The sequence below is a fragment of the Fibrobacter sp. UBA4297 genome, assembly GCF_002394865.1.
Classification (GTDB): Bacteria; Fibrobacterota; Fibrobacteria; order Fibrobacterales; family Fibrobacteraceae; genus Fibrobacter.
On the sequence record NZ_DGUZ01000001.1, the window covers coordinates 105,104 to 117,262 of the forward strand.

The 12,159-nt window shown below is 49.0% G+C and carries 10 protein-coding genes; 6 read left to right on the forward strand and 4 right to left on the reverse strand.

Annotated elements, in window-relative coordinates; translation table 11 throughout:
* The first annotated feature begins 45 nt into the window (after nt 1-45).
* A complete protein-coding gene (locus B3A20_RS00465) occupies nt 46-2,526 on the forward strand; it encodes a formylglycine-generating enzyme family protein (RefSeq protein WP_290760681.1) in 2,481 nt (826 codons plus the stop codon).
* A complete protein-coding gene (locus B3A20_RS00470; protein WP_290760684.1) occupies nt 2,526-3,110 on the forward strand; it encodes a hypothetical protein in 585 nt (194 codons plus the stop codon). Before B3A20_RS00465 ends, B3A20_RS00470 begins: the two co-directional genes overlap by 1 nt.
* Before the next feature lie 194 nt (nt 3,111-3,304).
* Here B3A20_RS00470 and ychF read toward each other — a convergent pair whose 3' ends face one another.
* The gene (gene ychF / locus B3A20_RS00475; protein ID WP_290760687.1) at nt 3,305-4,402 is read right to left on the reverse strand and encodes a redox-regulated ATPase YchF; all 1,098 of its coding nucleotides are present in this window, start codon (nt 4,400-4,402) and stop codon (nt 3,305-3,307) included.
* Between the two features lie 170 nt (nt 4,403-4,572).
* On the opposite strand from ychF, the gene B3A20_RS00480 reads away from it, so the two are divergent.
* A complete protein-coding gene (locus tag B3A20_RS00480) occupies nt 4,573-5,922 on the forward strand; it encodes an MATE family efflux transporter (RefSeq protein ID WP_290760691.1) in 1,350 nt (449 codons plus the stop codon).
* A gap of 370 nt (nt 5,923-6,292) precedes the next feature.
* On the opposite strand, the gene B3A20_RS00485 is transcribed toward B3A20_RS00480, so the two are convergent.
* The 3 genes from B3A20_RS00485 to B3A20_RS00495 all read right to left on the reverse strand — a co-directional run bounded on the left by B3A20_RS00485 (nt 6,293) and on the right by B3A20_RS00495 (nt 9,389).
* Nucleotides 6,293-7,828 carry a hypothetical protein gene (locus tag B3A20_RS00485; protein ID WP_290760694.1) on the reverse strand — a complete coding sequence of 512 codons (1,536 nt, stop codon included), beginning with the start codon at nt 7,826-7,828 and terminating at the stop codon, nt 6,293-6,295.
* Between the two features lies 1 nt (nt 7,829).
* A complete protein-coding gene (locus tag B3A20_RS00490) occupies nt 7,830-8,660 on the reverse strand; it encodes a DUF4423 domain-containing protein (RefSeq protein WP_173474638.1) in 831 nt (276 codons plus the stop codon).
* A gap of 93 nt (nt 8,661-8,753) precedes the next feature.
* A complete protein-coding gene (locus B3A20_RS00495; RefSeq protein WP_290760699.1) occupies nt 8,754-9,389 on the reverse strand; it encodes a hypothetical protein in 636 nt (211 codons plus the stop codon).
* 68 nt (nt 9,390-9,457) lie between these two features.
* Here B3A20_RS00495 and B3A20_RS00500 point away from each other — a divergent pair, with 68 nt between their 5' ends.
* From B3A20_RS00500 to dtd, 3 genes are read left to right on the forward strand one after another with little or no spacing between them, the layout of a single operon-like run.
* On the forward strand, nt 9,458-10,474 hold the full coding sequence (locus B3A20_RS00500) for a tetratricopeptide repeat protein (protein ID WP_290760701.1): 1,017 nt from the start codon (nt 9,458-9,460) through the stop codon (nt 10,472-10,474).
* On the forward strand, nt 10,471-11,604 hold the full coding sequence (locus B3A20_RS00505) for an asparaginase (RefSeq protein ID WP_290760703.1): 1,134 nt from the start codon (nt 10,471-10,473) through the stop codon (nt 11,602-11,604). The genes B3A20_RS00500 and B3A20_RS00505 overlap by 4 nt, the downstream gene beginning before the upstream one ends.
* Nucleotides 11,605-11,661: 57 nt before the next feature.
* Nucleotides 11,662-12,099, forward strand: a complete 438-nt coding sequence (dtd, locus tag B3A20_RS00510) for a D-aminoacyl-tRNA deacylase (RefSeq protein ID WP_290760704.1) — start codon at nt 11,662-11,664, stop codon at nt 12,097-12,099.
* Nucleotides 12,100-12,159: the final 60 nt, after the last annotated feature.

Genomic DNA, 12,159 nt, shown 5'->3' on the forward strand with positions numbered 1-12,159 from the left:
ATTATTTTTTTTGAGAAGAAGATCCTTAATAAGATTGGAGCGCATATGAACATTTCCCGATTGCTTCCGCTTTTATTGCTGGTGCCAGCAATTACCATGGCAGATGAAGATCGCAACTTTAAATTGAATCCGAGTAATTTCAAAGTTGGTAATGTTCTAGAACATGCGACGGATATGGCTATTGCATTGGATAGCTCTGTCGCCATTTCTCAGGAACCGGTATTCCCGTTGCATCCCAATCGTCTCTATCTCCGCCACAAGAAATCGGCGAAAGAGTATTTGTGGTTCTCGGGTGAGGCAAAACCAGAAGAATATAAAAAGCTCCATGCATTTAGCCTCAAGGAAAATCACTTGGGAACACGCGAAGTGTTTGGAATGCGCCTGTACGCTTCTCGCCAGTACAAAGCTTTCCAGGATGAAGCGGACATCTATTTTGATGCCGAATATGTTTATTCTCCTCGAGTCTCGAAGCTCCTGTTCATGAAGAATGGCAAGTGGCAAGTTCTGAAGGAAAGCAATCATCCGGGCATGGTGCAAATCCAGTCGGACGAAAAGAACTTGGAAGTCCTGCCTCTGAATTCTAAAATGAAACCGGGCACCCGTGCGCTTTATCCTGCTGAAAATGGCGTTTATATTTTCTCGTTTGGCGCTCCGGATCAGCTTCCATATGTGGATGCCGCTGTGCTCAAGCCGGGTGAAGTGCTCACGTTCAATGTGAAGTTCCCGTGCCCGGATTCAGCTGTTGTTGCTTCTAGTTCAAGCGAAGCTGCTGCGGTTGTGGCTATGCAAAGCTCGAGCTCTAGCGAAGCTGTTCCGGCGGCCGTTCTTGTGGGTTCTAGTTCCAGTTCGGAAATCGTTATTCCTGACTTTGATGCAGGTGTTTCTAGCTCTAGCGCAGTTCCTGTTTCTAGTGCTGCCTCTTCGGATTCTAAATCCTCTACTTCGGCAAAGACGTCTGTCACGCTTGATAAGGTGTACGCTCTGCAAACGCTTGAAGAAACAGAATCTCTTTATGATACGTTCTCTGCAGATGTTGAAAAAAATGTGAACCGCGTGGACACGATGGAATTCTCGAAATTCTATCCGGCAATTAAGCCTGCGGATTCTCTTGGACTTGCCGAATCGGACAAGGACTATCGAGGCTATGTTTCTCACTATAACCTCAAGCGTAAAGAAGCCCAGACATTGTGGCGCAACAAAAAACTTGGGGAAGTCAGCAACATTTATAAGGCATTTCACGCAAAACTTGATAGCCTCCAGGCGCTCCCGGTTCAGATTAACATGATGCCTGTTGCCATCGAAAAAATTGTCAGGACGGATACAATAACCGTTCCTGTGGAACCGTCAAAGAAAGTGACGAAGGGCAAAGCAAAAAAGGCTGCGGCAGATACAGCGAAGAAAACTGTTATTGTGACTAAGGTGGATTCCTTGAGCTTGAACTTTGGTGCCGATCATGGCCGTGTCCAGGTGACGTGGAAAGGCGTTGTCGATGGAATTTCGATGGATACGCTCGTTGAAAAACTTGCCTCCGGAGACTCCAATCTCGTGACGACTTTGTTCTTGGTGAACAATAAGCCGGTTTGGGTGTTTAAGGAAGGGAGCCTCGTTGGTCGCTTCCAGTACCGTTACGAAAAGCTTGGTTTCAGACTTGGCGATTCCCTTTACGTGGGCATGGGTGAATTTATTTTGCCGAAACACATCGCTATGGAAAAGGAAGTGGTGGAATGGCTCAGAAGGGGAACGGAATCGTCTTCTTCTTCTGCAATCGTAAGTTCATCGTCTTCTGCTCCGAAGGATACAGTTAAGACTGCTCCGTGTGCAACAATTGTTGAACACGCGACCCGCGGAACTGTTGCTGTTATTGATTCTGGCTCGTTCCGCTTCCGTGGTAAAGTTGTGTCCATGTCTCCGTTTGCAATCCATACAACTGAAGTGACTCAAGAATTTTTCCAGAAGATCATGGCTCGTTTGGATTCTGCAAAGCGCTATCCGGACAAGTCTGTGTTCAAGGGCGAAAAGAAACCGGTGCAAAATATCACTTGGGAAAATGCTCAGTACGCTTGCAAGGTTCTTGGTGGTGATTTGCCGACTGAAGCCCAGTGGGAATTTGCTGGTCGTGCCGGAAGCAACGATGGCGTTCTCTGGACTGCAGATGATGTCATGAGTGTGAGCAAGTATGCTATTTATGCAGAAAACTCCTTGAAGGTAGGCAAGGGCGATGAAGCCTATGGTCCGCACGATGTCGCTTCGAAAGTTCCGAATGCTTGGGGCCTTTACGATATGTCGGGCAACGTTGCTGAATGGACTCGTGATAACTACTTTGCCATTACGTTCTCTATTGAAGATTCGAATCCGACTGGCTCTTATTGGGGAACGAGTAAGGTGCTGAAGGGCGGTTCTTGGAAGGACAAGGTGAAAAAGTTGAACATGACCGTGCGTGATGATGAAGATCCTCGCTATTGGTCTGATTTCATTGGCTTCCGCTGTGTGTTCCCGCTCGAAAGAATTCTCCAGGAAAAAAGATAATGAGTGATAATTCTAATAAGGAAAAAAGCATTTTCAAGAAACTGACTGCATTCCCGTATTTGCTCGTATTGCTTGCTTTGTTGATGCCTTTGGCAAATGTTTCTTGCTCGGCAAAAGACGATAGCAAGCCAATTGCTCAAATGACTTTTTACCAGATTGCATCGGGCGTTGATTTGGATGAATCGGTTAAATCTTCGGCTTTGAACCAGATGAATCGCATGGTCAAGGAAAATCCGAAGATTCTGGATCATTTCAAGACGCAAATGCCGAATTACCCGAAAATGGAACCTGTCCATCATTTGTACGGTATCGTAGCGGCAATCTTTTTGGCGGCTGTGTTTGCCTGGATTGTTCCGTTAGCGTCAATCGTGATGGGACTTTTGTCCATGATTTCTTTGTGGTCGCTCTTGATGAAGCTCTCGCAAATCGGGGCTACGCTTGGAATCCCGCTATTAAAAGTTGAGGGGGGCGTTGGGCTTTACTGCGCAAGCTTCCTCATTTTGATCGGAACGGCGATGAACATCGCAACGCTTGTTCGCCCGATGGTAATGGCCCGTCGCGAACGGAAGAAAGCTCGTAAGTAGTGTCATCCTGAGCGAAGTCGAAGGATCTAATGATTTCAATAAGAAAGGTCGCGATTGCTCGCGACCTTTTCTCATGCTCTGTCATTCCCGCCTCCGAGCGGGAATCTCCCTTTCGTTTAAAAAGGCGATGCCCCATCAAGTGGGGCATGACAAGTTTTGTTTTGGCGATCCTGCCTACTGCGCCACCGGCGCCATTACACATTAAACAGGAAGTACATGATGTCGCCATCCTGCACGAGGTATTCCTTACCTTCCGTACGGACAAGCCCTGCTTCCTTGGCGGCGTTCCAGCTGCCGTGCTTGAGGAAGTCGGCATAGCTTAAGGTTTCGGCGCGGATAAAGCCTCGTTCGAAGTCCGTGTGGATGACGCCTGCACACTGCGGGGCCTTGAAACCTGCGTGGAACGTCCAGGCGCGGCATTCCTTTTCGCCAGCGGTGAAGAACGTGCGCAGTCCGAGGATTTCGTAACCCTTACGGACCACGGCGTCGAGGCCCGATTCCTTCATGCCGAGTTCCTTTAAGAATTCAATCTTGTCGGCGGGCTCCATGGCAGAAAGTTCTTCTTCGATCTTGCCGCTGATGACAATCACGTCGTGACCGTGCTTGGAAGCGTATTCCTTGAGCTTATCCACGTAAGCGTTACCGGTGAGGATATCGTCTTCCTTCACGTTTGCGCAGTAGAAGAGCGGCTTTGCGGTGAGGAGTCCGAGGTCCTTGACGATGCCTTCCATTTCTTCGCTGTCGTGCATCACGGTGCGGGCAGCGCGGCCTTCTTCCATAGTCGTCTTCAAAAGTTCGCAAGCGGCAAGGCGAGCCTTGGCTTCGGCGTTACCGGTACGTGCAGACTTTGCTTCGGTAGCAAGGCGCTTTTCGACGGTGTCCAAGTCCTTGAGGATAAGTTCCGTTTCAATCACTTCGACGTCGCGGATCGGGTCCACGGAACCGTTCACATGGATGATGTTTTCGTCGTCAAAGCAGCGCACCACTTCCATGATGGCTTCGCATTCACGGATGTGGGTGAGGAACTGGTTGCCGAGACCTTCACCCTTGGAAGCCCCCTTTACAAGACCTGCAATGTCCACGAATTCTGTAACGGCCGGGACGATGGATTTCGGGTTGTAGACCTTCACAAGTTCATCAAGGCGGGCATCCGGGACGCTCACCATGCCGACGTTCGGGTCGATGGTGCAGAACGGGTAGTTTGCAGATTCTGCGCCCGCGTTGGTGATTGCGTTGAAAATTGTGCTCTTGCCTACGTTCGGGAGGCCTACGATGCCGCATTTAAAACCCATGATAATCTCCGATTTGTGGCGGAATTTGCCGCCGACTAATTTTGTGGCGCCAGTAATCGCTTTATCCTATAGCGATTTTAGTCACCTGATTTTTGCGATGTAAAGGTAGAAAAATGCCCTTTGATGAGGCTAGCAAAAAATCTAAATTTGCCGCGGTTTTCAGGTGCTATATGGCAACAGATGCGTTAAAGACGAACATGGATATGCTGAACGGCCCTCTCGGAAGAAAAATCTTGAGGTTTGCCATTCCGCTTGCGGCGACGAGCATTTTGCAACAACTGTTCAATGCGGCCGATATTGCCGTGGTCGGGCAATTTGCAGGCGACAAGGCGCTTGCTGCTGTCGGTGCCAACACGTTCGTGATAAACTTGCTCATCAACTTGTTTGTAGGGATTTCTGTTGGCGTGAACGTGGTGGTCGCCAATTCCGTTGGCGAACGCAGTTACCGTTCCGTGACGCGCAGCGTACACACCTCCGTTATTGTTTCGTTCTTTAGCGGAATCCTGCTTTCGTTTATCGGCGTCTTTTTTGCAAGGCCCATCCTTTCGGCGATTTCCACGCCATTGGACATCCTGGACATGGCGGTACGCTACTTGCGAATTTATTTTGCGGGCATGCCCTTTATGATGTTGTTCAATTTTATAGCGGCCATCTTGCGTGGAAAAGGCGATACGAAACGCCCGCTATACGTGCTCCTTGTCGCAGGGGCGATAAATGTTGTCTTGAATTTGATTCTTGTCGCAGGCTTTGGGCTTGGCGTGTCGGGCGTCGCGATAGCGACCGTATTTGCAAACGCCATTAGCGGGCTTACGTTGTGCTACTTCTTGCTACATGAAATGGGACCGTTCAAGCTCGAATTCTGGAAACTGCGTGTTACTCCGTTCTTTTTAGGACGCATCATGCGTGTGGGGCTCCCGGCAGGGCTTCAGGGCGTTGTGTTCTCGTTTAGCAATGTCTGCCTCCAGTCGGCTATCAATAGTCTCGGTTCTGCGACGGTGGCGGCTTCTGCGGCTGCACTCAATTACGAGTTCATCGTTTACTACTGGCTCAATTCTTTCTCGCATGCTTGTGTGACGTTCGTGGGACAAAATTACGGTGCAAGGAACATGGCGCGTTGCCGCAGTACCGTGCGCTGGACGCTCTTGCTTGGCGGTTCATCGACGATTGTGTTGAGCCTTCTCTGTTGCCTTTTTGCGCACCCACTACTTTCTGTGTTTACCTCTGACCAGGGCATTATCGAAATTGGTGCGATTCGCATGTACGTCGTGGTGGGCCTCCTTTTCATAAACGTGTTCCTAGATGTGTTCTCGGGCGCGCTCCGAGGCATGGGACAGTCGCTTTTGCCAGCGCTTACTTGTATGGTCGGGGTTTGCGGTATCCGCATTACCTGGGTTCTCCTTGTGTTCCCCAAGTACAATTCTTTTGCTTCTCTGATGGTGATTTACCCGCTCAGCTGGGTGGCTACGATATCTGTCCTTGCTGGCATTTACATCTATTACGTAAAACGCACAAAATTCTAGGAAAGGCCCGCATATTGCATTTTTGTGGGCTTTTATAGACGTAAATATTTGTTATCCGACTTGCGTGTTTGGGCAGTATTGCCAATTATTTGACATTTTGTCAATGGTCAAAAAACTGCCATTTGAGAAATAAGCCGTAAATAAAGATAGTTTACGGGTGTCCAAATACAGCCGATTTGGGATTGGATTCAATGGTGTCAATTAGTGTTGGAGAATTGATGCTTCTGTATCGGATGGAGACTCGGATCACTATTCTTCATGATTTTTTTTACCTAGTGACCTTGGCCGAATAGAGTTTCCAATCCCAAACGGCCATTTTTTCCACAACAACCCTGTATCTATCAACTAGTAACTCTGAGCGAATAACTAGTTACAGCAAGTCGTCTAAATTGATCCCGTACATTCTGACGTTATCAATCCAGATATCCGTGCCGTTGTACACAAAGATGGTAAAGCGCGTAATCTTGTTGCGTGTCACGTCCCAGCCGTGGTAGCTTTTTTTGTCCGGATTTGTGAAATCGGATGGCTTGATGGCGACACGAGTCCATTCTTCGTTGACACTTCCTTTATACGAGGTCTTGTAGTTTGTATCGGATTCTACAATCGTCTCGAGGAATACTTCGAAATCCCCGCTGCCCTTGAGCCAAACTTCCACGGAGTCGAGTCTGCTCAAGTCGTGCTGGTGCGCGGCTATGCGCGTCCCGATGACAACGTAGCGGCCGAGCTTGTTCGCCTGGTACTGCACATGCAGCATGTTCTTGCCGAAGATGGTGCTGTCAGCCTTTTCGATGCCGTTGGTCGGCTTTTGGTCAAGGTTGTTCTTGACCGTTGCACTATCGTGCGGTTGTACGTACCAGTTGTAGTTAAGTGGCGCGGGCAGTGCGTTTAAGTCGGTGCCTGCTTCGAAATTCAAAACCTCGACGCTGTTGAGAGCGCTGATAAGCGAATCGCTGAGCCCTTCCCAGACTTTGACGCTGTCGAGCTTGGCTGCTTTCTTGTCGCCCCAGGTGAGTAGCCATGGTCTGACCGTATCGGCTGCACTTTCAACGCGGATGTTGAGGGTTGCACTGTTGATGGTCGTGTCCCAGCCGTCGATTTCAAACGGGATGAGGTTGCCACTTCCGTCGTAGAGGCGAATGTCGCTACCGTCCTTCTCTGCCTTTGAGAAATCAAAGTTTTCTTCGGTCAGGCGCAGAACGAGAACGGTCGGGAAACTGAGCGGGCGCATCCAGTCCGAAATCAATTCGGAGGGCATGAATCGGATGGATTTTTCCGGGAACGTCTTGTTCGGGTTTTCGATGAGGCCGAGGTCAATCGTGTCCTTCGGCGTGACTGTTGTCGAAGTTTGGCCGATAGAGTTTATGTCGTCATCGTCCCAGGCGCTCACAGTGAGGTTTCCGCACGGAGCCTTCTGAATGACGAACTGTCCGAGCGTATCGGTCTTGACAATCGTGTTCACGCCCTGAACGGCTACCCAGGCAAATCTTGCGCTGTCCGGCAGGTCTACGAGTCCCTTGACCGTGCCTGTCGCTTCGAGCGATGCACTGTCGAGCTTGTATTCGTGGTTCAAGTTGTTGAACGTGTACTGCAAGACAATGGACGAATCGCCCTTGATAAAATTAATAGTGTATGAACCGTTCTGGTGACCGTCGATGTGGACCCAACCGTTCGTGTCGGTTATACCTTCGTAGGTGTAGTTTACAGTAGCTGTTTCGGCGGTGTCAGCGACATACCAAGAGGGGAGCACCTGGTAGCGCACCTTGGCAGCCGGCGTACCGGCATCAAAGATTCGAATCGCGATGGCGTTTTCTATTTCCGTCGTATTCCCGGCCGTGTCGTTGCTTGCGGTGCAGGCAGCGAGGAGTCCAAAGGGAACCAAATAAAGAAGCTTGTTAAAATTTTTCATTTTACTTCTCCTTCTTTTTATTGAGTGCGACGGGGAATAAGGCGAGGTTCAACTGCATAACGCGATCGGGGACGATGCACTTGTCGACGCGAATCTGGATTTCCTTGCGGAATTCCTTGAGCATTTTCTTCAGGTCTTCGAAACCTTTGGCGTCAACGGCCATGGTGATGGTCGAAATATCTCGGTTTTCTGGCGGAATTTCATTGAGCGAGCGGATGCCGAACTGCATGACCTTCGAATGGAAGCTGCGGATGGCTTCTGCCTTTTCGGCGCCTTGAACCGTGATGTGCGGGTCGGCGAGGCGGACTTTGCTGTTGTTGTTAATCGGCTGGATAAATCCGAGCGATTTCAAAATCTCGATGCTTTCTTGCGCCTGTTCTTCGGTGATAGGCGGAATTACGCTGTTTGCAATTTCCGGAATGTCCACGTTGCCGTGTTTCACTTCGATGAGCGCTCTTACGACGATGGTCCACCAGGCACTTAAATACTTGAGCTCGTTGTCTTTGAGCAAATGGCGTTTCACATCGCGCAGCTGGAACGCCTTTTGCAAAATTTCCGCTTTTGTCTTTTCGGATTTCGTGCGCGATGCGACAATCAGCAAATCAAAGTATGCGGCTCCGCGACCGTCAAGCCCGAGCATTTTCTTTGCGGCGGGGACTGCGTGGACGGGGAGATTGCGCTTTTTCTGAACAATGTAGTAAGCGTGACTTGAATCCAAGCCAAGCGTTTTGCCGAGAGTGCTGAAGGAATACAAGGAGTTGTGTTTCTTATGCTCCAAGTAATAATCCTTGATCATATCCCGGTAGTCATCGTAATCAAAGATTTCTGCCATAACCAAACCTATGGAGAAATATACTTTATTTTTCAGGGCTTCGTACACTCATATTGTTGATGGTCGTGCGTATTGCAGCGCGTTAGAGTCGATTTAGGAGTGTGCCGTTTTGCAAAAAATGAATATGATAACAAATAGGGGGATGGCGGGAGCCCAGACGCCTTTAAAATAAAGCTTTAAATCTGCGATGCTCATGGAGGAATGGTTGATGATTGAAATTCCAAGATAAATGAGCAGCGTTTGCGTCCAAAATCCGCCTTTTGTTGTAAGTAAAAAGTATGAAACGAGGGCGAAACTTGCAAGCCCCACAATGACCGGTGCACACGCCGTAAGCGAGTGCTGGACTGCTTGTAGAAAAAACGGGCCTTTAGCCTGATAAGTTACGTGTCCGAGTGAATTTTTGTCGCGGTCGAAAAAACTTACTTCATTCACTTTTGCGCCTGTGATTGTCGCGAGCAGGGCGTGCGAAAGTTCATGGAGAATTGTGCCCGGAATGGTGACATGGTTGACAAGGTAAAACGCAGCCTTGTAGCCGAAAAAGTAACAAAAGAATGCAAATTCTAACCGCTCGACAAGGTTTAGCAAAATACCGATAACGACGAGTGAAAGGATGAGTGCAACGAGAATAATTCCGCTGACGGCCGCCGTACCTTCAAATCCTGCTCCGCAGTTGACAATGTCGTATAGCCATGCGACGAGATTGGTTAGCTGTGGGTAGAGATTAAACATCAAAAATTTTTGGTGTGCGGTGTTGAAATTTTACTAGAATTATAAAAAAATATTTTGGTACACTACTTATGGCTAAAAGTGGAAATAGGTCTCAATCGGGTACATGGGCTGTTGGCCTTATAGTCTGCGTTGTTTTGGCATTTGCTTTTATCACCTACAGTAAGGAAAAAACGAAATTTGAAAAACACGAAGCGACTATCAAGGAAACGAATGAATGCCTTGCGGCTGGCGACTGGAAATGCGCCGAACGCAATGTCCGTGCGCTTTTGAAAACGGAACCGAACGATACGAATTTGCGGATGCATTTGGCGGGGCTTTTACTGGAGCAGGAACGCTATAGGGAATGCTTGAACTATATCGAGTCGTTGGATTTTAAAAGTGAAAAACTAGATTATTTCGCAGAGAAGGCGAAACGTCTGGAACAGGAAATGGAAAATCTCGGCGTCGAGAAGTCGATGCATTTCAGATTGGAATTTGACGGAAGCCCATCCAAGAAAGATGTGATGGAAGCACTTGCCGTTTTGGAAGTGGCGTACGATTCGATTAGTAACTTGTTCGATTTCTTGCCCGAAAACAAGATGAGCCTTGTGCTGTATCAGGAAAAGGAATATCAGGGCGTGGGGCCTCGCCCGGACTGGGTGGCGGCTGTGTTTGACGGCAAGTTACGTGTGCCTGTGAACCTGATGGCGTACCGTGAAGTTTATCGCCCGGTGCTGTTCCATGAACTGACGCATTCATTTGTACGTGCTATGACGCGTGCGCAGGTACCGCTGTGGATGAACGAGGGAATCGCGCAGGTTGTCGATGGCTCGCATAACGATGAGGTAAAGCCGCTTGGTGTAATTCCGAATCTTAAATCTCTCACGGAACCTTTTGTGAACGAGCCGAATACAGAAAAGGCAAAGAAACTTTATTGGTATTCGAGGCGTATGGTCGAGGAACTTTTGAAGCGTGATGGCGACGGTCCGGAGGCTTTCCGCAAGTTTGCCATCTGCTTGCAGGATTTGCGCGAACTTGGTACAGATGGTGCGTTGAAAAAGCATTATGGATTGACCGCCCTGGATTTGTTGGAGTCTGTAAAATGAAAAATGTCGTGATTCTTGCGACCGGCGGGACGATTGCCGGCGCGGGCGAGCAAGGTAAGGATATTGGGTACAAGTCGGGCTCAATCAAGGCGCAAACGCTGATTGATGCAATTCCAGAATTGAGGAATGTGGCGAATATTTGCGTGGAGCAAGTTTGCAATATCAATTCGGATGATATCACTTCTGAACTTTGGATTGCTTTGGCTCGCCGGATTCAGGAACTCTTGCAGCGCGAAGATGTCGACGGTATCGTGATGATGCACGGGACCGATACGATGGAAGAAACGGCTTTCTTCTTGAGTCTCACGTTGGGAGGTTCTGCTTCGAAAGTCGCGGGTAAGAGTGAGGACTGCTCGAGTGTCGTTGAAAAAGCCGCGAAACCCGTGATTTTGACTGGTTCGATGCGCCCCGCTACCGCTGCAGAACCTGACGGCCCCGCAAACATCCTCTTTGCCGTGAAAAGCGCTGTAGACTTGTGTGAGCTTAGTGTGCGAAAATCGCCGGATTCAACATTGTCAAGCCCGCCAGAGTCTGTCTTGAGCGAAATCGTAGGCGGCGGGCATCCCCTTCTCGTAAATGAAAAAAATCCCGCAGGTGTTTACGTAGCCTTTGCAGGTAAATTAATGAACGCTCGCTCGGTGCAAAAAATTCACGCGAATGATTTGGATGCTTTTGCTGAATTGTCATGCCCACCAGAGTCTGTCCTGAGCAAAGTCGCAGGAAGCGGGCGCCACCCTCTCGTAAAAGCATTCGACATCTCGAATGTGCACGAATTGCCGCACGTTTCTGTGCTCTACTTTAACGCAGATGCCGATGCTGAACTTGTGCGCTTTGCGATAGAACGTTCGGCAGGGCTTGTCATTGCAGGTGCTGGCGCTGGAGAATTTTCTCGTGAATGGGCAGACGCGATTGCTGATGCTGTTGCAGAAAAGAATATCCCCATCGTGGTTTCGACGCGAATCAATCGTGGTCGCATTGTCCCGGAACAGCTCCTTGTGTCGGGAACGATTGCCGCTTACGATTTACCCCCAGCCAAAGCCGCCGTCCTCTTGCGCCTCGCGCTAACCATCACGAATGACTCCGCTGCCATTCAAAATTTTTTTGAAACATCGTTCATCTTGCCATCCTGAACTATTATTTTTGTCATGCCCGCGAAAGCGGGCACCCCCTCTTGGAAAACAATCATTATGAAATTTCTCATCCAACGAGTCACTAAGGCTCAAGTCGATATTGAAGGTCAAACTGTCGGTAAAATTGATAACAAGGGATTCCTTGTGCTGATTGGCGTAGGCGAGGGCGATACCCGCGAAATCGCCGACCGCTTCATCAAGAAAATGCTTGCGCTTCGCATCTTTGCCGATGAAAACGGAAAGACGAACCTCTCCATTAAGGACGTGGGCGGTTCGCTTCTGCTTGTTTCACAGTTTACGTTGTATGCCAATTGCAACAAGGGCAATCGCCCGACATTCAATGGTGCTGGCAACCCGACGCTAGCCAATGAACTGTACGAGTACATCATCGGACAGTGCAAAAAAGAAGTTGCCATTGTCGAAACCGGAAAATTCGGTGCCGATATGCAAGTGAGCCTCGTCAACGACGGCCCATTTACTATAATGCTAGAATAGCACGAGTCTTATTGCTTTTGTCATTCCCGGATCAGCCGGGAATCTCCTTTGCTTGGAGTT

Excerpts from the sequence above, each read along its gene's own strand:
- dtd (WP_290760704.1), top strand. The coding sequence starts at position 11,662 with ATGAAATTTCTCATCCAACGAGTCACTAAGGCTCAAGTCGATATTGAA.
- B3A20_RS00490 (WP_173474638.1), bottom strand. The coding sequence starts at position 8,660 with ATGGCAGAAATCTTTGATTACGATGACTACCGGGATATGATCAAGGAT.
- B3A20_RS00465 (WP_290760681.1), top strand. The coding sequence starts at position 46 with ATGAACATTTCCCGATTGCTTCCGCTTTTATTGCTGGTGCCAGCAATT.
- ychF (WP_290760687.1), bottom strand. The coding sequence starts at position 4,402 with ATGGGTTTTAAATGCGGCATCGTAGGCCTCCCGAACGTAGGCAAGAGC.
- B3A20_RS00495 (WP_290760699.1), bottom strand. The coding sequence starts at position 9,389 with ATGTTTAATCTCTACCCACAGCTAACCAATCTCGTCGCATGGCTATAC.
- B3A20_RS00470 (WP_290760684.1), top strand. The coding sequence starts at position 2,526 with ATGAGTGATAATTCTAATAAGGAAAAAAGCATTTTCAAGAAACTGACT.
- B3A20_RS00500 (WP_290760701.1), top strand. The coding sequence starts at position 9,458 with ATGGCTAAAAGTGGAAATAGGTCTCAATCGGGTACATGGGCTGTTGGC.
- B3A20_RS00480 (WP_290760691.1), top strand. The coding sequence starts at position 4,573 with ATGGCAACAGATGCGTTAAAGACGAACATGGATATGCTGAACGGCCCT.
- B3A20_RS00505 (WP_290760703.1), top strand. The coding sequence starts at position 10,471 with ATGAAAAATGTCGTGATTCTTGCGACCGGCGGGACGATTGCCGGCGCG.
- B3A20_RS00485 (WP_290760694.1), bottom strand. The coding sequence starts at position 7,828 with ATGAAAAATTTTAACAAGCTTCTTTATTTGGTTCCCTTTGGACTCCTC.